The 25,650-nt window shown below is 62.1% G+C and carries 27 protein-coding genes; 12 read left to right on the forward strand and 15 right to left on the reverse strand.

Features of this window, described 5'->3' with window-relative positions; genetic code table 11:
* Nucleotides 1-60: 60 nt before the first annotated feature.
* On the reverse strand, nucleotides 61-1,632 hold the full coding sequence (locus ACR3FE_RS21205; RefSeq protein WP_458209631.1) for a hypothetical protein: 1,572 nt from the start codon (nucleotides 1,630-1,632) through the stop codon (nucleotides 61-63).
* 113 nt (nucleotides 1,633-1,745) lie between these two features.
* Here ACR3FE_RS21205 and purS point away from each other — a divergent pair, with 113 nt between their 5' ends.
* On the forward strand, nucleotides 1,746-1,997 hold the full coding sequence (purS, locus tag ACR3FE_RS21210) for a phosphoribosylformylglycinamidine synthase subunit PurS (protein ID WP_458209758.1): 252 nt from the start codon (nucleotides 1,746-1,748) through the stop codon (nucleotides 1,995-1,997).
* On the forward strand, nucleotides 1,994-2,668 hold the full coding sequence (purQ, locus tag ACR3FE_RS21215) for a phosphoribosylformylglycinamidine synthase I (RefSeq protein WP_458209632.1): 675 nt from the start codon (nucleotides 1,994-1,996) through the stop codon (nucleotides 2,666-2,668). The genes purS and purQ overlap by 4 nt, the downstream gene beginning before the upstream one ends.
* A 26-nt stretch (nucleotides 2,669-2,694) precedes the next feature.
* Here the strand turns inward: purQ and ACR3FE_RS21220 are convergent, their stop codons facing one another.
* The 4 genes from ACR3FE_RS21220 to ACR3FE_RS21235 all read right to left on the reverse strand — a co-directional run bounded on the left by ACR3FE_RS21220 (nucleotide 2,695) and on the right by ACR3FE_RS21235 (nucleotide 5,169).
* Nucleotides 2,695-3,624, reverse strand: coding sequence for a DMT family transporter (locus ACR3FE_RS21220; protein WP_458209633.1), 930 nt, complete (start codon nucleotides 3,622-3,624; stop codon nucleotides 2,695-2,697).
* A 267-nt stretch (nucleotides 3,625-3,891) separates the two neighbouring features.
* A complete protein-coding gene (locus ACR3FE_RS21225) occupies nucleotides 3,892-4,392 on the reverse strand; it encodes a CBS domain-containing protein (RefSeq protein WP_458209634.1) in 501 nt (166 codons plus the stop codon).
* A 180-nt stretch (nucleotides 4,393-4,572) separates the two neighbouring features.
* Complete coding sequence (locus tag ACR3FE_RS21230) at nucleotides 4,573-4,884, reverse strand: cupin domain-containing protein (protein WP_458209636.1); 312 nt, start codon at nucleotides 4,882-4,884, stop codon at nucleotides 4,573-4,575.
* 45 nt (nucleotides 4,885-4,929) lie between these two features.
* Nucleotides 4,930-5,169 carry a DUF8142 family protein gene (locus ACR3FE_RS21235; RefSeq protein WP_458209637.1) on the reverse strand — a complete coding sequence of 80 codons (240 nt, stop codon included), beginning with the start codon at nucleotides 5,167-5,169 and terminating at the stop codon, nucleotides 4,930-4,932.
* 72 nt (nucleotides 5,170-5,241) lie between these two features.
* Here ACR3FE_RS21235 and ACR3FE_RS21240 point away from each other — a divergent pair, with 72 nt between their 5' ends.
* Nucleotides 5,242-5,913: an MBL fold metallo-hydrolase gene (locus tag ACR3FE_RS21240; protein ID WP_458209639.1), complete on the forward strand. Its 672-nt coding sequence runs from the start codon at nucleotides 5,242-5,244 to the stop codon at nucleotides 5,911-5,913.
* A gap of 283 nt (nucleotides 5,914-6,196) precedes the next feature.
* Here the strand turns inward: ACR3FE_RS21240 and ACR3FE_RS21245 are convergent, their stop codons facing one another.
* The 6 genes from ACR3FE_RS21245 to ACR3FE_RS21270 all read right to left on the reverse strand — a co-directional run bounded on the left by ACR3FE_RS21245 (nucleotide 6,197) and on the right by ACR3FE_RS21270 (nucleotide 10,706).
* Entirely contained in the window at nucleotides 6,197-6,556 is a 360-nt protein-coding gene (locus ACR3FE_RS21245) for a hypothetical protein (protein ID WP_458209640.1), read from the reverse strand.
* Between the two features lie 91 nt (nucleotides 6,557-6,647).
* The gene (locus ACR3FE_RS21250; RefSeq protein WP_458209642.1) at nucleotides 6,648-7,100 is read right to left on the reverse strand and encodes a GNAT family N-acetyltransferase; all 453 of its coding nucleotides are present in this window, start codon (nucleotides 7,098-7,100) and stop codon (nucleotides 6,648-6,650) included.
* 45 nt (nucleotides 7,101-7,145) lie between these two features.
* Nucleotides 7,146-7,466, reverse strand: coding sequence for a DUF7126 family protein (locus tag ACR3FE_RS21255; RefSeq protein ID WP_458209643.1), 321 nt, complete (start codon nucleotides 7,464-7,466; stop codon nucleotides 7,146-7,148).
* Nucleotides 7,466-8,383, reverse strand: coding sequence for a glutamine-hydrolyzing GMP synthase (guaA, locus tag ACR3FE_RS21260; RefSeq protein ID WP_458209644.1), 918 nt, complete (start codon nucleotides 8,381-8,383; stop codon nucleotides 7,466-7,468). The genes ACR3FE_RS21255 and guaA overlap by 1 nt, the downstream gene beginning before the upstream one ends.
* Nucleotides 8,383-10,029 (reverse strand): CTP synthase, encoded by a 1,647-nt coding sequence (locus ACR3FE_RS21265; protein ID WP_458209645.1) that lies wholly within the window; start codon nucleotides 10,027-10,029, stop codon nucleotides 8,383-8,385. The genes guaA and ACR3FE_RS21265 overlap by 1 nt, the downstream gene beginning before the upstream one ends.
* A gap of 77 nt (nucleotides 10,030-10,106) precedes the next feature.
* Complete coding sequence (locus ACR3FE_RS21270; protein ID WP_458209646.1) at nucleotides 10,107-10,706, reverse strand: alpha/beta hydrolase; 600 nt, start codon at nucleotides 10,704-10,706, stop codon at nucleotides 10,107-10,109.
* A gap of 54 nt (nucleotides 10,707-10,760) precedes the next feature.
* Between ACR3FE_RS21270 and ACR3FE_RS21275 the strand changes: the two genes are divergently transcribed.
* The 5 genes from ACR3FE_RS21275 to ACR3FE_RS21295 all read left to right on the forward strand — a co-directional run bounded on the left by ACR3FE_RS21275 (nucleotide 10,761) and on the right by ACR3FE_RS21295 (nucleotide 16,088).
* On the forward strand, nucleotides 10,761-11,597 hold the full coding sequence (locus ACR3FE_RS21275; protein ID WP_458209647.1) for a PspA/IM30 family protein: 837 nt from the start codon (nucleotides 10,761-10,763) through the stop codon (nucleotides 11,595-11,597).
* A 45-nt stretch (nucleotides 11,598-11,642) separates the two neighbouring features.
* Nucleotides 11,643-12,680 (forward strand): DUF7972 family membrane protein, encoded by a 1,038-nt coding sequence (locus ACR3FE_RS21280; protein ID WP_458209648.1) that lies wholly within the window; start codon nucleotides 11,643-11,645, stop codon nucleotides 12,678-12,680.
* A 318-nt stretch (nucleotides 12,681-12,998) separates the two neighbouring features.
* Complete coding sequence (gene cofG, locus ACR3FE_RS21285) at nucleotides 12,999-14,063, forward strand: 7,8-didemethyl-8-hydroxy-5-deazariboflavin synthase subunit CofG (RefSeq protein WP_458209649.1); 1,065 nt, start codon at nucleotides 12,999-13,001, stop codon at nucleotides 14,061-14,063.
* 232 nt (nucleotides 14,064-14,295) lie between these two features.
* Complete coding sequence (locus ACR3FE_RS21290) at nucleotides 14,296-15,147, forward strand: hypothetical protein (RefSeq protein WP_458209650.1); 852 nt, start codon at nucleotides 14,296-14,298, stop codon at nucleotides 15,145-15,147.
* Nucleotides 15,144-16,088, forward strand: coding sequence for a sensor histidine kinase (locus ACR3FE_RS21295; RefSeq protein ID WP_458209651.1), 945 nt, complete (start codon nucleotides 15,144-15,146; stop codon nucleotides 16,086-16,088). The genes ACR3FE_RS21290 and ACR3FE_RS21295 overlap by 4 nt, the downstream gene beginning before the upstream one ends.
* 38 nt (nucleotides 16,089-16,126) lie before the next feature.
* Here the strand turns inward: ACR3FE_RS21295 and cofH are convergent, their stop codons facing one another.
* Complete coding sequence (gene cofH, locus ACR3FE_RS21300; protein ID WP_458209653.1) at nucleotides 16,127-17,476, reverse strand: 7,8-didemethyl-8-hydroxy-5-deazariboflavin synthase subunit CofH; 1,350 nt, start codon at nucleotides 17,474-17,476, stop codon at nucleotides 16,127-16,129.
* A 147-nt stretch (nucleotides 17,477-17,623) separates the two neighbouring features.
* On the opposite strand from cofH, the gene ACR3FE_RS21305 reads away from it, so the two are divergent.
* Together ACR3FE_RS21305 and carB are read left to right on the forward strand one after the other, a co-directional pair.
* Nucleotides 17,624-18,643 carry a phosphoribosylaminoimidazolesuccinocarboxamide synthase gene (locus ACR3FE_RS21305; protein ID WP_458209654.1) on the forward strand — a complete coding sequence of 340 codons (1,020 nt, stop codon included), beginning with the start codon at nucleotides 17,624-17,626 and terminating at the stop codon, nucleotides 18,641-18,643.
* A gap of 423 nt (nucleotides 18,644-19,066) precedes the next feature.
* A complete protein-coding gene (gene carB / locus ACR3FE_RS21310) occupies nucleotides 19,067-22,246 on the forward strand; it encodes a carbamoyl-phosphate synthase large subunit (protein ID WP_458209655.1) in 3,180 nt (1,059 codons plus the stop codon).
* A gap of 128 nt (nucleotides 22,247-22,374) precedes the next feature.
* On the opposite strand, the gene ACR3FE_RS21315 is transcribed toward carB, so the two are convergent.
* Nucleotides 22,375-22,521 carry a hypothetical protein gene (locus ACR3FE_RS21315; RefSeq protein ID WP_458209656.1) on the reverse strand — a complete coding sequence of 49 codons (147 nt, stop codon included), beginning with the start codon at nucleotides 22,519-22,521 and terminating at the stop codon, nucleotides 22,375-22,377.
* On the opposite strand from ACR3FE_RS21315, the gene ACR3FE_RS21320 reads away from it, so the two are divergent.
* Nucleotides 22,508-23,236, forward strand: a complete 729-nt coding sequence (locus ACR3FE_RS21320) for an SDR family oxidoreductase (protein ID WP_458209658.1) — start codon at nucleotides 22,508-22,510, stop codon at nucleotides 23,234-23,236. The genes ACR3FE_RS21315 and ACR3FE_RS21320 overlap by 14 nt on opposite strands.
* Nucleotides 23,237-23,268: 32 nt before the next feature.
* Here the strand turns inward: ACR3FE_RS21320 and carA are convergent, their stop codons facing one another.
* Nucleotides 23,269-24,333: a glutamine-hydrolyzing carbamoyl-phosphate synthase small subunit gene (gene carA / locus ACR3FE_RS21325; protein WP_458209660.1), complete on the reverse strand. Its 1,065-nt coding sequence runs from the start codon at nucleotides 24,331-24,333 to the stop codon at nucleotides 23,269-23,271.
* A gap of 102 nt (nucleotides 24,334-24,435) precedes the next feature.
* Here carA and ACR3FE_RS21330 point away from each other — a divergent pair, with 102 nt between their 5' ends.
* Nucleotides 24,436-24,849: an Lrp/AsnC family transcriptional regulator gene (locus tag ACR3FE_RS21330; RefSeq protein ID WP_458209661.1), complete on the forward strand. Its 414-nt coding sequence runs from the start codon at nucleotides 24,436-24,438 to the stop codon at nucleotides 24,847-24,849.
* 71 nt (nucleotides 24,850-24,920) lie between these two features.
* Here the strand turns inward: ACR3FE_RS21330 and ACR3FE_RS21335 are convergent, their stop codons facing one another.
* On the reverse strand, nucleotides 24,921-25,625 hold the full coding sequence (locus ACR3FE_RS21335) for a CehA/McbA family metallohydrolase (RefSeq protein ID WP_458209662.1): 705 nt from the start codon (nucleotides 25,623-25,625) through the stop codon (nucleotides 24,921-24,923).
* Between the last annotated feature and the right edge of the window lie 25 nt (nucleotides 25,626-25,650).

Here is a 25,650-nt window from a genome sequence, read left to right on the forward strand (position 1 = left end):
GGACATTGGAAATCAGAATCGACGGGGACTGACAAAAGCGTTACCGACGGTGCAAAACTTTCAGCCCTTCTTGCGGTGTTCAAGGAGGGCCTGAACGAGACCCGAAGCGAAACAGACCACGCCAACCACCCCTGCACCGAACGCGGCAGTTCCACTCCTGACCCACCAGATGATCGCTCCCGTACCACCGATGACTATGAGATACACTGGAAACGCATAGCCGCGAATTCCATCGTAACGGTCGCCGTACCGGGCGACGTTCGGAAGATATACGATTGCTGGAACGACGAGCAAGGGAAACAACAGTCCCGTATCGACGACTGCTTCGTGAACCCCACCGCTGGCAAATCGCTCGGAGTGAATCGGTGCCAGAATAGCCATTATTTCGATGACCAGTCCCGCAGCGACGGCGCGGTCTTCGTTCGCTGGCGACTGTGCCTTCGAGGTTCGGAACGTCCATCTCGCACACGAAACGAGGAAGAGAACCAACACCGGCCACGCGATAGCGAAGACGAACCACGCAGGATGGTCGAAATCGGCGGAATCGCCGAGCGCGACGATCCATCCTCCGCCGACGATGAAACCCAGCGTCGGCGGAACCGTCAAGAACGGCGGTCGGGTCGGTGTCTGCTCGTCGGATTGCCGACCCGCCCATCCATCGAGAAACATGGGGAGACGTTCGAGTTGACGAAGCCAGTACCAGAACCCGTATATACCGACACTGCCCCAGAGGAGGATGATTCCGACGAAATCCCACGCGACCACCGGGCGGGCGAGCAGCAAGATCGTCGTCGAAAAGATGGCAACAGATGCCGATAGCGCGCCTGCGAACAGGGTAGCCCAGCCAAACGCGCCGACGGCAACGAACGTGACCAAGATCGCGCCTTTCAAACTTCGAGTACCACTGTGCAATGCGACGTAGACCCTATCTTCGAGGTCGAAAACGGAACCATCCCATCCGACGACAGTAAGCACGAAAGACCCGAGCAGTAGAACGTCGGGAACCGGGAATGTCGATTCGAGAACGACGGCGACCAACCCGGCGAAAAAGCACGGAAGTCCGAACACGACCCCGAGTGCGCCCATCCAGAGAACGACGACGAGCGCCTTCAGCCATCCATCGGAATCGAAGTACCGGCGTAACTCTCCTCTGAGATCTGCACCGACCAGAAAGCCGTCGATAGTTCGTGCCAGTCTCCCATCGGAATCCAGAAGCGACCAGCCGTGTCTGATTCGGAAGAAACCGGCGAAATAGACGCCAGAAGCACCGGTAAGGACGAGAACCGACCCGAGAAAACTGGTTAAAGAACCCTCCCTCTGGAGGACGAACGCGATAGCGAGTCCGAAAAGGGCGAACGACGCTCGGAAAGCCAGTCGATTCGTTTGTGGCCGTAATCGATTCGGAAAAAGGTTCGGAGCGAACTGAAGAAGGATACCACCGATCACCAGCCAATCGAGCACGAAGCGGGAGGGGAGATGCGTCTTCAACCACGGAAGAAGGAACGACAGGACAGGCCCGAAGACCTCTTCAGGAACGAAGTCGGCGATCCAGCGAACGAGGTCGACGGTCGCTGCCACGACGAGGGCGAATCGATATCTGACGTGGTCGGTTCGAAGTCCACGCCACTCCATACCCTTCGATACCATGAATCAGTGTAAAAACACTTCACAATCGGAGTTACACGAACGTGCACAACGAACTCGTTCCAAAAGAGCTTTTGAGCACGGACACGCAGGAGCAGGTGATGACTGCCTACACCGCGACGGTGACCGTTCGGCTGAAGCAGGGCGTCCTCGACCCTGAGGCCGAAACGACGCGACGTGCATTAGAGCGACTCGGCTTCGAACTGGACTCGCTCCGCTCGGCGGACGAGTTCGAGATCGACCTCGACGCAGAATCCCCAGACGACGCCGAAGAGCGCGTCGGAGAGATGGCAGACCGCCTGCTCGCCAACCCGACGATCCACGACTACACGGTGGCTATCGAGGAACGATGACGGTCGCTATCGTCGAGTTCGGTGGCAGTAACTGCGACCGCGACGCGGAGCGTGCCCTCGCGCATATCGACATCGACGCCGAGATCGTCTGGCACGAAGACGGCCTCCCCGAGGGGACGACGGGCGTGATGCTCCCCGGCGGTTTCTCTTACGGTGACTACCTCCGGGCCGGTGCCATCGCCGCCAACTCACCGATAATGGCGGAGGTGCGCGAGGCTGCCGAATCGGGCGTTCCCGTCCTCGGCGTGTGCAACGGCGCACAGATCGGCTGTGAGTCTGGGCTGACTCCCGGTGCGTTCACGACCAATCGGAGCGCGCGCTTCCAGTGTGAACACGTCTACCTGTGCGTCGAGAACGCCGACACGCCGTGGACCGCCGCCTACGACGAGGGCGAGGTCATCGAGGTTCCCATCGCCCACGGCGAAGGCAGATTCGAGATCACGGACGAACAGTACGACGAACTCGATTCGGACGACCGCATCCTCTTTCGCTACTGTGACGAGCACGGTAACGTGAGCGACGATACGAATCCGAACGGGTCGAAAGGGAGCGTGGCCGGAATCGTCGGTGAAACGGACACCGTCGCGGTCATGATGCCTCACCCAGAGCGTGCGACCCTCCCGGACATCGGCGGTACCGACGGCGAAGGTATCCTGTACGGGTTCGCCTGAATCGCTCTCTCGAATCGAACGCTATTCTATCGGCTGGACGAGAACACGCTCCTGAGCCGAGGCAGTTCTCGCGCGATCGCACGCCGCTTCAGCAGACAGAATCCGGTGAAGATGACGAGGAATCCGACCGTGGTGAGAGGTGTCACGGGTTCGCTGAGGAAGACCAGACCGGAGACGGCGGCGAAGACGGGGGCGACGTAAGAGACGAGGTTGATCTCGATCGGACCCAACCGCTCCAGGAGGTCGAAGTAGACGAGAAACCCGAGCGCGCTGGCGACGATCGAGAGGTAGACGAGCGCTGCCACCGCTTCTGGCGTCCACCGGATGGCGGCGAACGACTCGCTCGGGTGGGCGAGGCTCATTGCGTGCATCATGAGCGCGCCGAGTAACATCGACCACGCTTCCATCGTCTCGATGGGGAGTTCGGCGTCGATCCGACGGGTGAGCACGCTTCCGAGGGCGAAAGAGAGCGCCGCCCCGAGCACGAGCACCTTTCCGACGAAGTCCGCGGCGAGCAGATTGTTCGGGTCTGGCTGGCTCAACACCGCGACACCGACCAGTCCGAGCAGGAGCCCCACGATTCCGGCGGGTTCGAGGCGTTCGCTGGGAAGGAGGACACGCGCGAACCCGGTGGTGAGGATGGGACTGAAACTGACGATGACGGCGGCGACGGCGCTCGTCGTCTCCATCTCGCCGACGAACAGGAGGGCGTGGTAACCCGCGATCATCAGCGCACCGCCGACGAGGACGAGTCGCCACTCGCCGCCGGTTCTGGGTAGCCAACGGTCGGTGACGTAGATGGCGTAAACAAGCATCAACACCCCCGCCACGTCGTAGCGGATGGCCGCGAATAAGATGGGCGGGAAGTACGCTAACCCCGCCTTGATGGCCATGAACGCAGACCCCCACGCTGCGGCGAGTAAGACGAACAGCACCGCATTTCGATATCCAGTCACTGTGCGAGATGCACGTCGCGCAAGGGAGTAGCTTTCGAAAGCCCTCCCCGAATGCCGGAATCGGGACCAGGATTGACGAGAAGATTTCGCCCGAGGATCGGCGAATCCTCAGATAGATTCATTATTTATTACCGATATATGGTAGACGAACCTCCGTCGAAAAACGGTGGTTCATGGGTGATATCGGGCTGGCATCCCGCAACCACTGCTTTCAGCGTGTGACCTTCGTTTTCAGGTGAGCGACCAACGTTTTCGAGCGTGTTCGCGTTAGCTCGACGAGCGCCGCTGGTCACGAACCACTCGAAGCACGTCCTGTCGGGCGATGATTCCGACGAGCGTGTCGTCTTCGAGCACCGGCAGGCGGTTGATATCGTTTTCGGCGTCGGCCAGCAGATCGAGGATGTGATCCAGATCGTCGTCCGGCGTGACGGTCACCACGTCTTCCGTCATGATCTCGCTGACGGGTTTTCGTGCGCTCTTTGCGAGGTCGATTCCAGCGTCGACTTCGTCCCACGAGAGGTCGATGGCGTATTCGAGACTTTCGAGGAACGGCGGGAATCCGACCGGAATCCACAGCGTTCGGTCGCTCGGCTGGAACATGTGGACGAGGTCGTGTTGCGTGACGATACCGACGAGTCGTCCATCTTCCGTGACGGGAAACCCGTTGAACTCGACGCGCGCGAGGCGAGTCAGCACCTCGCCGATCTCGTCGTCCGGCGCGACGGTCTCCACGTCGGTCGTCATCAAGCTGCGAGCCGTGATTGCCATACGGGAGAAGAGGAAGGGCCACCGTGTAAGCCTTGTTGATGGTGGTCGTTCTCGTGGCCCACCAGTAATCGAGTTCTCGTAGCCCATCGCTGCCCGAGCGAACCTACAGCTGTATCTATGGGTAGTACAAAACAGTACATTCCAGTGGGAAACAGTACAAACAGTGACGAGTAGCACGAACTACGGGAGCGGGCACAGACTCGCCGTGAACACCACCGCCTCGTCGGTGTCGTTCCGTGCGCCGTGAACGACGCCGCGCTCGTGGAGCACGACGCCGGGGGCCGAGACGGTCTCCTCGGAGTCGTCCTGGATGACGGTCACGTCGCCGTCGAGGATGTGGAAGATGTTGGTGCTGTCGCCGTGTTCGTGCGGGGAGAGTTCCGCGCCGGGCCCCAGCGCGAACGCTTTCACGAGCACGTCGTCGTCCACGACAAGTTCCTCGGTCAGTACTTCACCTTCGTCCGGGTCGAGGTCGGGATAGCGGTCGAACATATCGGCGACCACGACCCAGTAGGTCTTAATCCGACTGGTCTCAGTTCACTCCGACGGATCTTGATGCTCGGAGTGGTCGGTGATGAAGCCCGATTTGAAGCCGATCCACGCCAACACGCTGATGAAGAGGATCGGCGGCAGGATGGCGAATCCCCAGAGCGGATCCATCCCCCAGCCGAGGATCAGTGCGACGTCGAACAACCCGAGCAGGAGAAACGGGATGACCGCTTTCGCGGCGCGCTTTCTGTCCACCTCGGACGACTCGGTCGGCAGCGGTGTTCCCATAGCCGACTGTCGGCGTCCCACGACCAAAAACTACCCGTTCACGCTCAAGTTCGTGGCCGTCGTAGCGTCGATATGGCGACCGAACTCACGGACGACCTGTGGTGGTTCGAACTCGGAAGCGTGAACTGCTATCTCGCGGACGACGGCGGGGACCTGACGCTCGTAGACGCCGGGACGCCATTCGATCGCGGCGACATCGCCCACGGCGTGAAGGACGCGGGCTACAGCCTCGACGCCATCGACCGCGTGCTCGTCACCCACTTCGATTTCGACCACGTCGGAACGCTCGCCCGACTGCCGATCGACGCACCTATCTTCGTCGGCACGGCGGACGCCCCACTCCTGTCGGGTGAGGAGACCCCGAACTGGCGGAATCACAAGGGCGCGCTCCAGCGCGTCGTGCGACCTCTCCTCTCGCCTCCCGACAGCGACATCCGACCCGTCGAGGACGGCGACGAGGTCGGGAGTTTCACGGCCTACGCCACGCCGGGCCACTCACCCGGCCACGTCGTCTACGTCAGCGAGAAACTCGGTGTCGCCTTCCTCGGTGACCTCGTACACGAGGATCGTGGAAAACTCGAACCGTCGTCGTGGGTCATGAGCTACGACACGGACGAAGTGCGCGACAGCATCGTGACGCTGGCAGAACAGACCCCCGACTTCGAAGTCGCCGCGATGGGCCACGGCGTTCCGTTCATCCGGGACGGCAGTGAGCGGCTGCGTGAACTCGCCGAAAGGTTGTGACTGCGACGATGGTTTTGGAATAGATCCTTCGTTGCTGACTCTGCCAACGGAGCGTTTGAGTCCCCGAAAGTTCTCCGACATTTCCTTCGAGACGGACGAGCGACCGCAGTAGCGTAGTCCCCGAAAGCCCTCGTGGGCTAGGCTCGCGCGCCGCGCACCCCTCGCCCCTTCAGTCCGCCGTCAGAGCACGCTCTGACGAGCCCTCGCTCGCATTGCTCACGAGGACACCAGGGAAAAGCCGGGGCGGGCTGGCACGCACTTCGTGAATGGAAGGTGTGTACGTTCAGCGGCTGGTTGGTCTACCGTCGCGGTGGCGCGCGACGGCACGCCCTGCGGGCGTGCCCGCGCGAGGGACGACCGGAACGAGCGGAGCGAGTGGAGGGAGGAGGTTGGGGAGGACGAGGTGCGGTGGCTGTAACGGGACTGTCTGGGTGGACTGAAAGGGGCCGGTCGTCTCGGCGAAGCACGGCGATGCAAGCACCGCAGGAACGGAGTGACGAGGAGCGCAGCGAGGTCGCCACTCACGTTCGTTCGCGGCGACCAGCGAGAGCGTCGCTCTCGCCTGTCGCGCGAGTTGAGCGACCGGGGGCTTTCGAAGACAACGATACTGAAGGAACTCGTTCGTCTCGAGAATAGGATCCATTACCATCTCGTCTACAGGGGAGGTTACGACCGACTGAAAACGGAGTTCGACTAACGCGAACCAGCGCGTTCGGTACTCGTCGGGCGATTTCTCACATCCGCAGGTACATTCCCCGCGAGACAGGAGCCGTGTATTCGAATCCGAACTGCTCGTAGAATCCCTCCACGTCCGCCATGAGGTTCACGTAGGCCATCTCGGGTGCGTTTTCCTCCAGATACGCCATCAGTCGCTCCATCATCTTCGTGCCGAGTCCCTGTCGCTGATGGTCGGGGTGAACCGCCATGTCGCAGAGGTGGTAGACCGAGCCACCGTCGCCGATGATCCGGGCCATGCCAACGACTTCGTCGTGGTACACCACAGTCACACCGAATACCGAGTTCGGTAGGCCCTGCTCGACCCCTTCGCGGCTTCGAGGAGCCATGTCGGCGGCCTCGCGGAGGGCGACGAACTCCTCCGGCGTCGGCAGTTCGTCGCGGAGTTCGTAGGGCGTGGAGACGTCTCGGGAGTCGCGGGACGGAGGATCGTCTTGGCGGTCGCGGGACATGAAAAAACGTCGGAAAGCAGAGAGATTAGTTCTGTCTATCCCGGTCTATTCGGCCAACTCTTCTGCAACCGCATCCGCCGCCAGCAGGTTCGGATCGACGATGAGGTCGGCCTGCGCCCGCGCGAACTCCGGAATCGTGTTCTCGTCGTAGACGACGACTTTGACGGCGGGGTTCACGTCTTTCGCCACGGCGATGGCGGTGGCCTGTCCCACGTCGGTCAGGACGAAGAGATCGGCCTCGTGGATGGCCGCGTCTTCGAGCGCGGGGCGGGAAGCGATTCCATCGACGCGGGTCGTCTCGACGCCCTCCGTCTCCAGTGCCGAACCGAGTCCGTTCTCGTCGGGGCCTGCGATGACTGCGCGCATCACTCGTACTCGATGGTCGCCGGGGGTTTATGTGTCACGTCGTAGACGACGCGGGCGACGTTTTCGTTCTGCCCCGTGATGCGCGACTGGATACGCTGGAGCGTCTCCCAGTCGAGTTCCTGTGCACGAGCGGTCATGCCGTCACGCGATTCGACCGACCGAACCGCGACGATCCAGCCGTGGACGCGGTTGTCGCCTTTCACGCCGGTTCCCTTGCCGACGACGGCGGCGAACGCCTGCCACGGGTCGTACTCCTCCAGTTCCTCCTCGACGACGTGACACGCATCGCGGGCAACCTGGGCCTTCTCTCGTGTCACCTCGCCGATGACGCGAACCGCGAGACCCGGCCCTGGGAAGGGCATCCGCTCGGAGATGATCTCTTCGAGACCGAGCGCGCGAGCCACCTCACGCACCTCGTCCTTGTAGAGGTCGCGGACGGGTTCGACGATCCCCTCGAAGTCCACTACGTCCGGCAGTCCGCCGACGTTGTGGTGGGATTTGATGCCGCCTTCGCTCTCGATTCGGTCGGGATAGATGGTGCCCTGCACGAGATACTCGGCGTCCGTCTCCTTGGCCTCGCGCTCGAACTCGCGGATGAATTGCTCGCCGATGACGCTCCGCTTCTCCTCGGGGTCGGTGACGCCCGAGAGCGCGTCGAAGAATCGATCTTGTGCTTCCACGACCTCCAACGAACTCATGTAGGAGAACGTCTTGCGAATCTGCGTCGTCTCACCCTTTCGCATCAGGCCGGTATCGACGTAGACGGGCGTGAGCTGGTCGCCGATGGCTTTGTACGCCAGCGCGGCGGCCACGGAGGAATCGACGCCTCCCGACAGCGCGATGATGGCGTGTTCGTCGCCGACTTCCGCTCGAATCTCTGCGACCGCTTCTTCGATGAATTTGCCAGTTTCTACCATTATGCTTCGACCTCCTGTTCGAGTTCAGTTTCGTCGAGCACCGCTTCGAGCAGGCCGACGAACGGCGGGCTCGCCCGGCCAGGGCGGGAACGGAACTCGGGGTGGAACTGCGTTCCGAAGAAGTACGGGTGGCCGTCGAGTTCGAGGATCTCCATCCGGTTGCCCGCACAGCCGGAGAAGACGAGGTCGGAGCCGTCGAAATCCTCGAAGTATTCGGGGTTCACCTCGTACCGGTGGCGGTGGCGCTCGGTACACTGGGGCGCGCCGTACACCTCGTGTGCGAGGGTGTTCGATTCGATCTGCGTCTCGTGGGCACCGAGGCGCATGGTGCCGCCCATGTTCTCGACTTCGTACTGTTCGGGAAGGATGTCGATGACGGGGTGGGGCGTATCGGCGTCCACCTCGGCGGAATTCGCGCCCTCCAATCCGAGGACGTTACGGGCGAACTCCACGACGGCCATCTGGAAGCCGAGACACAGTCCGAGGAACGGAACGTCGTGTTCGCGGGCGTAGCGGATGGCTTCGATCTTGCCTTGCGTGCCGCGACTGCCGAACCCGCCGGGAACGACGATTCCGTCCGCCTCCTTCAGTCGCTCTTCGTGGTCGTCGTCCATCTCGTCGGAGTCGACCCAGAGGACGTTCACGTCGACGTTCTTCTCCAGTCCGGCGTGTTTCAGCGCCTCGTGGATGGACATGTAAGCGTCTTCGAGGGCGTACTTTCCGACCAGTGCGATGTCGACCTCGCCCTCCGTCTCCTGCGTGACGAGGTCGCGCCACCTGCTGTCTCGCTCCGCCTTCGGGATGGCATCGTCTGCCAGTTCGAGTCGTTTCATGACGTACTCGTCGAGGCCTTCTTCCTCGACGACCAGCGGCACGTGGTAGATGTCTTTGACGTCGGGATTCGAGAAGACGGCATCGGTCGGCACGTCGCAGAAGAGCGCGATCTTCTCTTTCGTCTCGGGGTCGAGTTCGTCGTCACAGCGTCCGACCAGCACGTCGGGTTGCAGGCCGATACTCCGCAGTTCCTTGACGCTGTGCTGGGTCGGCTTCGTCTTCTGCTCGCCGTTCTTCGAGTACGGGACGAGCGTGACGTGGGTCAGCAGGAAGTCTTCTTCGTCCTGTTCGGTGGCGAACTGACGGAGGGCTTCGAGGAAAGGCATGCTCTCGATGTCGCCCACCGTGCCACCGACTTCGACGATACACACGTCGTGGCCCTCGGCAGCCTCGCGGATTCGGCGCTTGATCTCGTCCGTGATGTGCGGGATGATCTGGACGGTCTTGCCGAGGTAGTCGCCCGCCCGCTCCTTCTCGATGACGTTCTTGTACGCTTTCCCGGTCGTGACGTTATGGTCGAACGTCATGTCGATGTCGAGGAAGCGTTCGTAATTACCAAGGTCTAGGTCCACTTCGCCGCCGTCTTTCAGCACGTATACCTCGCCGTGCTGGTAGGGATTCATCGTTCCCGCGTCTACGTTGAGGTAGGGATCGATCTTCACGGCAGTCACGTCGAACCCGGCATTTGCGAGCAGTCGGCCAGTGCTCGCGGCGGTGATGCCTTTGCCAAGTCCGGACATGACGCCCCCTGTGACGAAAATGAACTTCTCCCCCATCGTGGGGTCGTAGTCTGTCTCGGGGTTAGTCGGCATACTGAGTGTCAGCAATCGTTCGTCAAAACGATTTCGGAGGGAGATTGCTTCGGCAGGATGTAGCACGCCCGAACCGGTCAACCGAGGTGTTTGACCAGAAAATCGCCGACTCGCGTCGCCACCTTCTGTTCCTGTCCGACGAAGAAGTGGTCGGCGCTAAACGCCTCCGTCTCGAATCCCAACTCCTCCGCACGCTCCACGAGTGGCTCCCAGTTTGCCGTGTCGTCGCGCGTCGCGTAGAGAATGGTCAGTGGTACCTCGATCTCGTCCAGCACGGCCACCGCATCCAGATCCGTCGTGAGCCGGGAGGCGGGAGCCAACAGGCCGATCGCGTCCGCGCCCTCGTCTGCACCGGCGAGCGTTGCGATTCCGCCGCCGAAACTGAAGCCGAAGATGCCGACCGAATCGTAGCGTTCTCTCGCCCAGCGGAGCGCGTTGCGGGCGTCCTCGCGCTCGCCGTATCCCTCGTCCCACTCGCCGTAGTCGAAGCGGAGACAGGCGATCTCGTGCTCCGTGAGGTACTCGCCGAGCGCGACGAGTCGGTTGTCGTTTCGGTTCCCGCCGAACTGGGGGTGGGGCGGGCACGCAATCACGACCGCTTCCGCCTCGCCCTCAGGAAGGTCGATTATCCCGCGAACGTCCCGCACGCCGGGGACGACGACTTTGTTCGACTCCATGCTGGCGTGTTAGTGTGGTGAGGATTTTAAGGGTCGGGTTCTGAATGTAGAGGTATGGGAGTACTCTCACGCATGTCGTACGTCGTCCGGTCGAAGATAAACGCCCTCCTGAACCGGGCAGAAGACCCAACCGAGACGCTCGATTACTCGTACGAACAGATGCGCGACGAACTCCAGGACGTGAAACAGGGTATCGCAGACCTCACGACCCAGAAAAAGCGCCTGGAGATTCAAAAACGCAGGCTCGAAGAGAACGTCGACAAGCACAACTCACAGGCACGCGAGGCGATCAACCAGGGCCGTGAGGACTTGGCGCGGCAAGCACTGGAGAAGAAAAAGCAGAAGATGACCCAGATCGAGGACCTGGAGGGTCAGATCGCCCAACTCCAGAACACGCAGGACAACCTCGTCCAGAAGAAAGACGAACTCCAGAACCGCATCGAGGAGTTCCGCACCAAGAAAGAGAGCATGAAAGCTCGCTACGAGGCCGCCGAAGCGAACACCCGCGTCTCCGAGGCGATGACGGGCGTCGGCGACGAGATGGAGAACGTCGGCATGGCCATCGAGCGCGCAGAGGAGAAGACCGACGAGATGGAAGCGCGCGCCGAGGCGATGGACGAACTGCAGGAGACGGGCGCGTTCGACGACGTACTCTCGGACAAAGACCAACTCGACCGCGAACTCGAAGAGATGCGTTCCTCCGGCGAAGTGGATGCCGAGTTGGAGACGCTGAAAGCTGAGATGGGCGTCGAAGACGAATCCGAAGCAGAGACGGAGGTGGAGACGGAGACCGAATCGGACGAGGAGGAGGTCGACCTCGCCGACCTCGAAGCGGAGGTCGCCGCAGAGGATGCCGATACCGAACCGGCCACCGAGGACGAACAGTCCTAACTGTTTGGCAACGACTATTTTACTCTACCACCCATCGTGTTCGATATGGGTGAGTCAGACGGGAGTGCCCAGCCCGGCGACACGATGCGCGAGCGGGTCGACGAGAGTCGTGTGAAACTCTGGGTGTTGATGGAAGCGAATCGATGGGTCGTCGCTGGCGGTGTGCTGGTCGCGTTCTTTCTCACACTGCTCGTTCTCGGGATCGCAGACCCATCTCCTCTCGAACAGTATATCGGGCCGAGCGACCCCGTCGACACGCTCTTTCAGGGGTTCGTCGGCGCGATCATCACGGGTGTGACGCTCGTCGTGACGCTCAATCAACTCGTCCTCTCGCAGGAACTCGGGCCGGTCGGTGATCAGCGAAGTCGAATGGAGGGTGCGATGGAGTTCCGGCGAGACGTCGAAGACGTGCTCGACCTCCAGACCGCGCCCCCGGAACCGGCGTCGTTCATGCAGGCGCTCATCGAAGAGACCAAAGAACGAGGACACGACCTCGCCGACGCGGTCGAAGAGAGCAGGGACGAGGAACTTAAAGAACAGATTCGAAGCTACGTCGATGGGCTGACCGAGAACGCAGACGAGGTGAGCGGGACGCTCGAAAACACGCAGTTCGGGACGTTCGACGTTCTTTCAGCCATCCTCAACTTCAACTACTCGTGGAAGATATTCCTCGCGCGGAAGATCCGGAACGGACATCAGGACGCGCTGACCGACGAGGTGGACGAGGCGTTCGACGACATCATCGAATCGCTCAACTTCTTCGGGCCGTCGCGCGAGCATTTCAAGACGCTGTACTTCCAGTGGGAACTCGTCAACCTCTCGCGGGCGATGCTGTACACGTCGGTTCCGGCGCTCGTCGTCACCGTAGCGATGATACTCTACTTCGACGCAAAGGCGATTCCCGGCACGACCCTCGGCATCAGCAACGACGTGCTGGTCGTGAGTCTGGCAACGACCATCGCAGTCGTCCCCTTCGTCATCCTGCTCTCGTACATCCTCCGCATCGCTACCGTCGCAAAGCGAACGCTCTCCATCGGGCCGTTCATCCTGCGCGAGACGAAGCGGAGCGACGATCTGGATTAGGGTGGTGAGACGGTCTCCGAAACTCTCGTCGCACCGGCGCCGAAAGGGGAGTGACGGTGTATTCGAAAATTCCGAGGCGTTCGCCCCTCGAATCCCTCCGGGCCGCCGGAGTCATCGACAGATGTACTGAGTTGTACTGAAATGTACTGGCAAACGCCTCGGTAGCGACACCGAAAGTCAGCGACGAAAACGTCCGAGACTCGATCTACGGTGCCTCGCCACCGATTCGCGGCACTGCTTTTCGCCACCGATTCGCGCATCGGCCACCCAGTCCGAGTTCCAAACCGACTTTTACCTACGACCACCAACCATCAGCCAATGATTCCGGGGGCCGACGACTACGACATCGACATCGCTATCGACGACGCCGAGATTGACCGCCTCCTCGCAGTCACCCCCGAAGACGTGTCATCTGCCGACGCGCTCACTTACGCGAAGAACGTCTTCGTCCCGCTTACGACGGCCTGCCGATACACCTGCACCTACTGCACGTACTTCGACCCACCGGGGGAGGCATCGCTACTCTCTCCCGAGGAGGTCAGAGAGATCGTTCGTACGGGCGCAGACGCGGGCTGCACGGAGGCGCTGTTCACCTTCGGCGACGACCCTGACGACCGCTACACGCAGGTCAACGAGCAGTTGGCCGAGTGGGGCCACGACTCGATCCACTCCTACCTCCGCGAGGTGTGTAAACTCGCACTGGACGAAGGCCTGCTTCCCCACTCGAATCCGGGCGACCAGACGCCCGAGCAGATGGAACTCGTCGCGGACGTGAACGCCAGCATGGGCGTCATGCTGGAGACGACTGCGGACGTGGCGGCCCACGCTGGCCCGCGACGGAAGAATCCGGGGCAGCGACTCGCCACGATTCGAACCGCAGGCAAGTTGGGCGTTCCGTTCACGACGGGCATCCTCGTCGGTATCGGCGAGGACTGGCGCGACAGAGCCGAGAGCCTGCTCGCCATCCGCACACTGCACGAGCGATACGGCCACGTCCAGGAGGTCATCGTCCAGAACGTCGTCCCGAACGAACGGTCGGAGTTCGACCGCCCCTCGGTCGAGACGCTGCGTCGGGTGGTGGCGATGGCACGGGTCGCGCTTCCCGACGAGGTGTCGGTGCAGGTTCCGCCGAACCTCTCACCGACGCGCGAACTGCTGGATTGTGGCGTCGACGACCTCGGCGGCGTCTCGCCCGTGACAGACGATCACATCAATCCTGACTACGCGTGGCCAGCGTTGCGCGAACTGGAGGATATCGCCGAGGAGGCGGGCGTCCCACTCCACGAACGATTGCCGGTCTACGACCGGTTCGTCGATGACGAATGGCTCTCCAACCGAATGCGAACCGCTATCGAAGACGGCTTCGATAAACGACATCGATAGACGATTCCGACGAACCGGCCACGGCGAACCGGTTCCGCCCCGTGTTTAGTAGTTATTAATACAAGAACTAAAACCTATATTTATACTAATAATTTTACCTATTAGACAGTATTTTTTATGTTTTTTCTATCCTGGCTTTACTCGGGGTGACAGATGTCTGAACGATTCACGAGATGTACTGAAAACGACCGGTGCGGCAGTTGCGGGCGTGATCGGTGCGTCCGGTGTCGGTATGGGTGCGAGTCTGAACGGTTGGGAGACCGCAGAGGTACCCACGTCGAACACCCTCTACGGTGTTTCTCATACGGTAAATGGGCCATACGCCGTCGGCGGCGGTGGCGACGTGATAACCCGTGACGCGGTCGGCAACTGGACGTTCGCCCTCGAATACGGCCCCTCCGGCGAGAGCAATCCGCTCCGGGCGGTGGACGTGACGAGCGAAAGAGAGCGCATCTGGTTCGCTGGTGGCAGCGGTATCGTCGGCGAGTACGATGTGGTGACCGGAACGCTCACCGACTACTCCGCGCCGAAGGGCAAGACGAGCACGTGGGAAGACGTCGCTGTCGAAGGGAAGTCGGGATCAAACGAGCACGTCTATCTCGTCAACGGTTCTGGCGAGGAACTGTCGGACCAACGTGACAGTTCCGGGCAGATCGTCTGGGACGACGTGACCAAGCCCGGTGGCGGGTCGACCATCCCAGCGGTCGACTTCTACGAGCAGTCGCACGGCCACTGCTGTGACACGAGTGGCGGTGTCTACAAAGCGAAAAGCAGCGGAAACAAGTGGGAAAAGATAGGGATCGACGGTACCGAGGTCAACTTCTACGACATCGCCAGCGTCGAGAAAAAAGATGTGAACGTTGCGGGCGCGAGCGGAACCATCTACCGCTACGACGGATCGCGCTGGTCGCCGACCATCGTCGGCCAGAGTTCGGTGCGTGGTATCGACCGAGACCTCGAACTCGCGGAACTACTCGTCACGCATATCACACAAGCGCTGAAGCGAGTCCAGTTCGAAGAGGAGCTTCGAAACGAGATCGACCGGTTCGCAGCCCTCTTCGACAACGTTCCATCGCGACCGTGAGTTACGTCTTCGAGGACGGCGAACCCATCGTCCGCGACGTGAATCCCGCGTTCGAAGACATGTTCGGCTGGGACGCCGACACCATCGTCGACGAGGAACTGGACGATTTCCTCGTCCCGTCGGGCAAAGAAGACGAAGCTCGGTCGTTAAACGAGCGAGTGAAGCAGGGAATCCGGATCGAAGGCGAGGAGATCGGCAGGAAAACCGAGGACGGGGTTCGGGATTTCCTGCTCCACACTGCACCGGTTCGGGTAGACGAGAACAACGAAGGGTTCACCATCTACGCCGACATCACGGTGCAAAAACAGCGCGAACGCAAACTCGAACGACAGAACGAACAGCTGGACGAGTTCGCGAGCGTCATCTCACACGACCTTCGTAACCCACTGAACGTCGCCACCGGTCGCCTCAAACTGCTGGACGAGGAGTACGATAGCCCCCACATTCCGCCGATTCTACGGGCGCTCGACCGCATGGAATCGCTCATCGAAGACGTTCTCAAACTGGCCCAGCAGGGGAAAGTGGTGAGTGAGACGGGGCCGGTTTCGCTGGCGCAAGTCGTCCACGATGCGTGGTCGATGGTCTCGACCGAGACAGCCGATCTCGAAGCGGACGATTCACTGGCCGTCGTGGACGCCGACGAGGGGCGACTACGCGAGCTGCTGGAGAATATCTTCCGAAACGCTATCGAACACGCCGGCCAGGACGTGACCGTCAGGGTCGGCCCGCTGGAAGACGAGGACGGCTTCTTCGTGGAAGACGATGGGCCGGGGATTCCCGAAACAAAACGGAAAGCCGTGTTCGAACACGGCTACTCGACGAACGAGGGTGGAACCGGTTTCGGACTCGCTATCGTCCAGAGCATCACCGAAGCGCACGGTTGGGAGATCACGGCACTCGAGTCGGAAACCGGCGGCGCACGCTTCGAGATCCTCACTTGAGGAGGAGAATCACGCTCACCTGAAGCGGGACGTTACGTTCACTCGAGGAGAGGCGTCCCGTCGGCACACGGGCCGAGGGTCGGCCCGAACGGGGCGTCGTCGGGGTCGATCTCGCGAATCTGTCGGTAGTCGGTCGACCGCTCGGCGGGCGTCCGACCGATGGCACTCACCATCTCGACGTACTCTTCGAACGAGCGGAACTCGCCGAACTCGCCGCCCGCACGCTTCGTGATCTCTTCCGAGAGGATGGTTCCCATGAAGTCGTTCGCACCACAGGAGAGCATCTTCAGCCCCTGTTCGTCGCCGTATTTCACCCACGAGGATTGGACGTTCTCGACGTTGTCGAGGAAGAGCCGCGACACCGCGATCATCAGTTCGTCCTCGTGTGTGGTCGCGCCGCTATCGACCATGCCGCGTTCGTAGAGAGGCGTGTTCTGGTGGACGAACGAGAGGGGGACAAACTCGGTTATCGCGCCGGTTCGATCTTGAAGATCGCGGACACGCTCGAGGTGGAGCACACGGTGCATCTCGTTTTCGACGTGGCCGTACATGATGGTCGCGGTGGTGTCGAGTCCGACCGTCGCTGCGGCCTCCATCGATTCGAGCCACTCGTCCGTGCGGATCTTTCCAGGACAGATGACGCCGCGGACCTCGTCGACGAGGATCTCTGCGGCGGTGCCTGGCACACTGTCCAGTCCGGCGGCTTTGAGTCGGCTGAACACCTCCTCGTAGCTCCACTCCGTCCCACGGCGTGCGTGGTAGGCCTCCTCGGGCGTCATCGAGTGGACGTGGATTCCGGGGAGGCTCATGGCTCGAAGATGGTCGGTGTACGTGGCAGGGTCGGTCTCGTAGGCGTCGGGGGACTTGTAGTTCAAGTCCCCCCTGTCGCTCGCTTCAAGGAGTTCGCGGTGTTCGTCGTCCAGCGTGAGTCCGGGGTGGAGACCGCTGACCGACGTGACTTCGTAGATGCCACGTTCGCGGGCGTCGGCGACGATCTCGCGAGACTCCGCCGGCGTTTTCGTGAAGCCGTCGTGGTCGGCTCCTCCCTTCTCGAAGTTCTGTGCCGTGTTCTTGAAGTTGCAGAACAGACAGCCGGTGTTGCAGGCGGTCGTGACGTTGTTGTTCAGGTTGGCGACGAACGTCACGCGGTCGCCGACGACGGCCTCGCGTCTGCGGTCTGCGGCCTCCAGCACGCGCTCCTTTCGGACGAGGTCGATGCCGGGCCGGTCGGTGCCGGTCGTCAGCAGTTCGACGCCGTCGGCGACCCTCAATCGCTCCCCGTTTCGTGCCTTTTCGAGCGCGTTCTCGAACGACTGATCGGTTTCGGGGACGTGCTCGAACCCGAACTCCCCCCGAGGGACGTTGCTCTCCGTACGCACGGTGTTCATCACTCGCATCAACCAGACCGACCCTCAAAAAGCGGTTGGTCACGGCAGCCGAGTGTCGCACGAGCGTGCATACTTTTCGTCCTCCTGAGGGGTCAGTTCAGCACGGAGATGGAAACTTCTTAGTCCGGGCGCGGTAGACCCCACACCATGACGAGTGTGAAGGAGTTCCGGGTCGAACGAGAACCGACGCCGGGCTCACTCGGACGGGGGTCATTCGTCTTCACCGACGACTACTCCGTGTTCGACTGGGGCAAGATGCCCGACGAGATTCCTGACAAAGGTGCGAGCCTCTGTACGATGGGGGCGTTCAACTTCGAACTGCTGGAAGATGCCGGGATTCCGACGCATTACCGCGGCGTCGTCTCGGATGGCGAAGTCGTCTCGCTCTCCGACGCGACCCAACCACCGACGGAGATGGCGATCGACCTCACGCAGGTACCGAATCTGCCGCGAGAGGGCCGCAACTACGATTACGACCTCTTCCACAGCGGGGCCGACGACAACTACCTCGTTCCACTCGAAATCGTCTTCCGCAACAGCGTTCCGGTCGGGTCGAGTCTTCGGCGGCGAACCGACCCCGCCGACCACGGACTCGACTTTCCGGAGTGGCCCGACGGGGCGGTGCAACTCGAAGAACCCGTCGTCGAGTTCTCCACCAAGTTCGAGGAGAGCGACCGCTACCTCTCGCGGTCGGAAGCCAACGAGATCGCTGGCAAGGCCAGCATCGAGGAACTGGAACGAATCGCCCGCGAGGTGAACGACCTGCTCACCCAGCGTGCTGCCGAGGCCGACCTGATCCACGAGGACGGGAAGATCGAGTGTCTCTACTACGATGGCGAGATTCGCGTCGCCGACGTGGTCGGAACGTTCGACGAGAACCGCTTCACGTTCCACGGCCAGCAGGTGAGCAAGGAGGTGCTGCGCCAGTATCACAAGCGCGAACAGGTCGCGTGGGTCGATGCGGTTCAGGACGCGAAGGTCGAGGCGAAAGAGCGCGACATCGCGGAGTGGAAATCGCTGTGCGTCGTGGAACCGGAACCGCTTCCGGACGAGGTTCTCACCGTGGCCCGCGACCTCTACACCGCCGGAACGAACGCCTACGTCGACCGCGAGTTCTTCGACGCCCCCGCACTCGAAGACGCCATCATGGCGGTCAAGGATATCTGAAACGCGCTCCGGGAAACGATCGAGATTTTGTACTGGAATCCACTGATTTGTACTGAAATGTACTGTTTATAAGTTGGTTAACTGTGCGACGGCTGTAACTGCCTCGTGAAAGGTCGAACTGGTGATTCGGCAGCGTCGGAACGCCTGTGGAGTAGCGATCGAATGCCGTGGAGTCGAGTTCGTTAGGGATGCTCGAGCAGCAGGAACAACTCGACGCCACCATTCATCCCATTCGCTTGAGGTGAATCGAGCCATCGTCACCGAACTTCCGTTTCGACCCCCTCCTTCCGCTATTTCCGCCTCGACCGAACCCCTCGACTCACGATAACGACTCGCACTTCCGAAATTCGAAATTCGATTTCGTACCTCGTAATGATTCGTGGCGCTTATTACGATGTACGAACTTCACCATGATAACCAGCAATGAGTGAGGACACCGAGGACAGAACGATTTTGCTGATCGGAAGCGGCCCCATCCAGATCGGACAGGCCGCGGAGTTCGACTACTCCGGCGCACAGGCCTGCCGCGCGCTACAGGAGGAGGGGGCGCGAGTCGTCCTCGTCAACTCCAATCCAGCGACCATCATGACCGATCCGGAGATGGCCGACGAGGTGTACATCGAACCCATCAACACCGAAGCCATCGCCGAGATCATCCGGAAAGAGCGCCCGGACGGGGTCATCGCCGGACTCGGAGGACAGACGGGACTGAACGTCACCGCGGAACTCAGCGAACAGGGCGTCCTGGAGGAGTACGACGTCGAGATCATGGGCACGCCGCTCGATACCATCTACGCCACCGAAGACCGGGATCTGTTCCGCCAGCGGATGCGCGACCTCGGTCAGCCGGTGCCGCGCTCGACGACCATCTCTCTCGGCGAGGGCAAGTCGGTCGCCGAGATGGACGAACACGCCCTCGGGGAACGAGTCGAAGCCGCCGTCGAGGAAGTCGGTGGCCTGCCCGTCATCGCCCGCACGACCTACACCCTCGGCGGGTCGGGGTCGGGCGTCGTCCACGAGATGGACGAGTTGAAAGAGCGCGTTCGGAAGGGACTTCGCCTCTCGCGTAACGGCGAGGTGCTCATCACCGAATCCATCTCCGGTTGGGTCGAGTTGGAGTACGAGGTGATGCGCGACGCCGACGATTCGTGTCTCATCATCTGTAACATGGAGAACCTCGACCCGATGGGCATCCACACCGGAGAGTCCACCGTCGTCACGCCCTCGCAGGTCATCCCCGACGACGGCCATCAGGAGATGCGCGACGCCGCACTCGAAGTCATCCGCGACCTCGGTATCCAGGGCGGCTGTAACATCCAGTTCGCATGGCGCGACGACGGCACCCCCGGCGGCGAGTACCGCGTCGTGGAAGTGAACCCCCGCGTCTCGCGCTCCTCGGCGCTCGCTTCGAAAGCGACCGGCTACCCCATCGCCCGCGTCACGGCGAAGGTCGCACTCGGCAAGCGCCTTCACGAGATCGAAAACGAGATCACGGGCGAGACGACCGCCGCGTTCGAACCGGCCATCGACTACGTGGTGACGAAGGTGCCGCGCTGGCCCAAGGACAAGTTCTCCGACGTGGAGTTCGAACTCGGCACCGCGATGAAATCGACGGGCGAGGCGATGGCGATCGGCCGGACGTTCGAAGAGAGCCTGCTGAAAGCCCTCCGCAGTTCGGAGTACGAACCCGACGTGGACTGGGCGGACGTGGCCGATACGGAACTCGAAACCGAATACTTAGAAAAACCCACCCCGGACCGCCCCTACGCCATGTTCGAGGCGTTCGACCGTGGCTACACCGCTGAGCAGGTCGCTGACCTGACCGGCATCGAGAGCTGGTACGTCGAACGCTACGAGCGCATCGCCGACGCGGCGGAGGCCGCCGAGGAAGGCCAGTTCGACCGCGCCGCCGAGAAAGGCTTCACGAATCAGGAGGTCGCGGCGATGGCAGGTGCCGACGTCGGTGCAGTCGAAACCACTGCGCCAGATCGCGCGTTCAAGCAGGTCGACACCTGCGCGGGCGAGTTCGCCGCCTCGACGCCGTACTACTACTCCGCCCGCACCGCCCGCGAGACGAACGTCCCGAGCCGCGACGAACTGCAAGTGAACCACGACGTCGAGAGCGTCGTCGTGGTCGGTGGCGGCCCCATCCGTATCGGACAGGGTGTCGAGTTCGACTACTGCTCGGTGCACGCGGTGCGCGCCCTGCGCGAACTGGGCATCGAAGCCCACGTCGTTAACAACAACCCGGAGACCGTCTCGACCGACTACGACACCTCCGACGGCCTGTTCTTCGAACCCATCACCGCCGAGGAGGTCGCGGACGTCATCGAAGCGACGAACGCCGACGGCGTGATGGTGCAGTTCGGCGGGCAGACCTCTGTGGACATCGGCCACCCCCTCGAAGCGGAGATCGAGCGCCGCGGCCTCGACTGCACGGTGCTCGGGACGACGGTGGACGCGATGGATCTCGCCGAAGACCGCGACCGCTTCAACCGTCTGATGGACGACCTCGGCATCGCACAGCCGACCGGCGGAAGCGCGACGAGCGAGGAAGAGGCCCTCGAACTCGCACACGACATCGGCTACCCCGTGCTCGTGCGCCCCTCCTACGTCCTCGGTGGGCGCGCGATGGATATCGTCAACGACGACGACGAACTCATCGAGTACATCGAGGAAGCCGTGCGCGTCTCGCCGGACAAACCCATCCTCGTGGACGAGTTCCTCGAGGATGCCGTCGAACTCGACGTCGACGCCGTCTCGGACGGCGAGCGCATCGTCATCGGCGGCGTGATGGAACACGTCGAGACCGCAGGCGTCCACTCGGGCGACTCGGCCTGCATGATTCCTCCACGGTCGCTCGACGACGAGACGCTGGGCCGCGTGCGCGAAGTCACGGAGGACATCGCCCGCGCCCTCGATACGGTCGGACTGATGAACGTTCAGTTGGCAGTGCGCGAGGAAAGCGAGGCGCAAAGCGCCTCGGATGGGAGCGGTGAAACCGCGAGCGAAGTCTACGTCCTCGAAGCCAACCCGCGCTCGTCGCGCACGGTACCCTTCGTCTCGAAGGCGACGGGCGTGCCGATCGCCAAACTCGCCGCGCAGGTGATGGCCGGGAACACCCTGGACGAACTGGATGCGAAAGAACGGATTCCCGAGCAGACGAGCGTCAAGGAGGTCGTCCTTCCCTTCGACCGCCTGCCCGGTTCCGACCCCCGTCTCGGCCCGGAGATGAAATCGACGGGCGAGGTGATGGGCACCGCAGACTCGTTCGGCAAAGCCTACGAGAAAGCGCAGGCGGCGGCCTACAACGCACTTCCGAACGAGGGCACCGCAGTCGTGGAGCTTCCGGTCGACGGCTTCGGCGACTACTACGACCTCGCCGAGTTCGACAACACCGCCGACGCGATCCGTGCTGGCGAGGTCGACCTGCTCGTAACCGACGACCGCGCGGCACTGGAGATGGCCGTCGAAGAAGACATCCCCTACTTCACGACCGAGGCGAGTGCGAGAGCCGCGCTCGAAGCACTCGACGCGCGCGACGAGCCGATGTGCGTCCAGTCCGTCGGTGACAGGCCGAAACGCGAAGCGAACTGGGGATAGCGAGAAGAAGTCGGTGTGAAAGCCATCGGGACTCGATGTTCGAGAGGTTGTACGCTCTTTCCGTAGGACGGCTGTCTGGCGATTACGTCGTTAGATAGTTTTCGGACGCTCTCGATTTGATAAGTAAGCTACCGTAGCCACGGCGTCTTCGAAAGCCCCCGGTCGCTCGGTTGTGGTGCTTCCTTCGCCGAGCGAACGGCCCCTTTCGATCCCCACACGGCCATGAGATCTTTGCTCACGCCTGCCGATAGCTGTACCCCTATGTCGACCGACATCGACCGACTCCTCGTCGCAGGCGCGAGTGGCGGGACGGGAAACGAGATACTGGCACGACTGCGCGAAACCGACCACCACGTCAGGGCGATGACGCGCTCCGCCGAGATGGAACGCGAACTCGCCTCGCGTGGCGCAGACGAGGTGTTCGTCGGCGATCTTCTCGACCCTGCCGACGCCGCCCGAGCTGTCTCCGACTGCGACGCCGTTCTCTGTGCGGTCGGGTCGAAACCCGGACTGCGCGTCGTCCTCGGAGGTGACCTCGTGGACGGAGCCGGTGTCGAGAACCTCGTCAACGCCGCCGTCGCCGCCGACGTCGACCACTTCGTCCTGGAGAGTTCCATCGGTGTCGGTGACTCCCGCGAGAAGATACCCACACCTTTTCGCGTACTCATCTGGCCCATCTTGAACGCGAAGAACCACGCCGAAGCAGTGCTTCGCACGTCCGGGGTGACGTACACCATCTTCCGCCCCGGTGGGTTGACGAACGCACCCGCGACTGGCGACGTGCTAGTCGGCGAAGGTGGTGCGACCGTCGGGGGACGGATTCCACGCGCCGACGTCGCCCGGTTGATGGTCGCTGCGCCGTTCACACCCGAAGCGGAGAATCGAACATTCGAAGTCGTCAGTCGGGAGGGTCTGCGTGGGACTGCTCGGGGTGTGGTCGAACTCGACTGGCAGGTCCCGGGCGAAGAGGAGATAGCGCTGGAAGAATAGGTTACTGCGGGTAGCCGGAGTCGTGCGCGACGTCAGTCGGCGGCGACGAGTCGCTTTCGGGGTGCCATCGAAAGCACGTCGTCGAAGAAACCGAGGGTGTCGTTCGGGCCGGGGTTGGCTTCGGGATGGTACTGGCGGGTGATGACGTCCAGTTCGTCGCTTTCTAAGCCTTCTGGGGTGCCGTCGTTGACGTTGATCTGCGTGACTTCGAGATCGCCATGGTCGGCCACGGTGTAGCCGTGGTTCTGGGTGGTCATGACGACCTGTCCCGAACGGCAATCACGAACTGGCTGGTTGACGCCGCGGTGACCGAAGTCCATCTTCTTCGTCGTGCCACCGAGCGCGCGGGCGATGATCTGCTGGCCGAGGCAGATGCCCGCGAGCGGGAGTTCGCCGACGTAGGTTTCGACCAGTTCCTGTGCCGCTTCGAAGTTCGCAGGGTCGCCTGGGCCGTTCGAAACGAAGAGCACGTCGGGGTCGACGTGGTCGACGTCGCTGGGTGTCGCGTCGTAGGGGAGCACGTGAACGTCCGCCCCGCGCTCGACGAGCGCGTCGATGATGCTTCCCTTCGCGCCACAATCGACGAGTGCGACGGTCTTGTCGTCGCCTTCACCGAGGTGGATCTCACGCTCGTGAACGCTGACCTGTGCGCCGATGTCGTGGTGGTCGCTCATACCCGGACAGCGTTCGAGTTCGGCGAGCGCGTCTTCCGGCGTCACGTCGTCGCCGACGGCGATACCGCATTTCATCGCGCCCTCTTCTCGAATCCCGCTAACGAGGTCGCGCGTGTCGAGATGGTCGACCGCAGGAACGCCCTCGGCTTCGAGCCACTCCGCGACGTCGTCGGTCAGCTCGCGCGCGACGACGGCGCGCGGGTGGACTCGGTCACTCTCGAAGCGTTCCTCGCGGACGCCGTAGTTTCCGATGAGGGGATACGAGAACGTGAGCACCTGTTCCTCGTAGGATGGATCGGTGAGACTCTCTTCGTATCCTGTGTACGCTGTTGTAAAGACCAGTTCTCCGTTCGACGTGCCTGGAGCACGACCACGTGCTTCTACCACATGGCCGCCCTCCAGTGCGACGTAGGCACCCGGCATTACGAGATTCATATGCAACCGGGCACTATAAACCTTGCTTTCGTAGCATTGTTACGAAATTCGTAATCATCAAGTAGCGGGCCCCACTAGGTGCAAACCTCCATGGACGCACTCGACCGACAGATACTGAATCTCCTGCGACGAGACGCCCGCACACCGTACACTGAGATCGCAGAGAAGGTCGGCACGTCCGAAGGCACGGTTCGAAACCGGGTCGAACGGATGACCGATGACGGCGTCATCGAACGGTTCACGGTCGCAACCCGCACAGGGAACGTGAAGGCGATGATCGAGATCGGCGTGGACGTCGCCGTCGACACCACGCGGATGTCGGACACGCTCGCGGAGTGGGAACAGGTCGACTTCGTCTGGCAAGTGAGTGGCGAAGACGACATCGTCCTCGTCGTGGACGCCGCCGACACGCAGGGCGTGAACCAACTCATCACCCGCGCGCGCGAGTTGGAAGAAGTCGTGAGCACGAAGACTCGACTCATCTTAGACGAGCGTCTCGGATGAGGCACGTCGGTCGAATCCGGACGTACCCTGCGGAGAGTCGAAGATCGATTCTGGACGACCGCTTCGTTCGATCAGTCCTCCGGTTTCGGCGGTTCTCCCACGCCCGGTGACTCCGCTTCCGGCCGATGCAGGTTGTCCTTCCCTTCGTGGACTTTTCGGTAGAGACGCCGGACGCCCTGGTCGAAGGTGTCCCGTCGAACTCGCGGTTCGACGCGTCCGTCTCGGATCGCTTCGACGACGCTCTCGGGCGTGAGCACGTCCGCGTCGATGGCCGTGTACGCGCGACCCACCTCGACAGGGTAGTGGGCGTCGCTCCCGCCGACCAGTGGGAGGTCGTGGCGCTCGGCCAGCGTCCGTACCCACTCCTCGGTTCGGGGGTGCTTGCCGTTCACCTCGATGGCGTCGAAGTTCGCGTCCACCTCGCGCACCGTACTGTTGCGGTACGGGTGGGCGATGATGGCCGCACAATCCCTTTCGTGGGCGAGTTCGACCGTCTCCTTCGGCGTGAACGTCCCCGGTTCGGTTCGTGTCGGTGGGTCGGGACCGACGACGAGGACGTGGCCTTTCGTCGTCGAGACCTCGATACCGGGGATGGTTCGCACGGCGCTGGTGGCGAACGAGCGATAGTAGTCGTGGTTCGTCAGCGCGATGCCGTCCAGCCCCCGGTAGCGAGCAGTCAGTGCGAGAAGACGGACGCCGACCGGGTCGAACAGTTCTGCGGCACGGTCACGTCCGTGGAAGAATCGAGTGTGCGTATGCAGGTCGAGCGTGAACACGGTCGTAGATATAAAGCCGACAGAA

Source organism: Haladaptatus rarus (assembly GCF_054177585.1).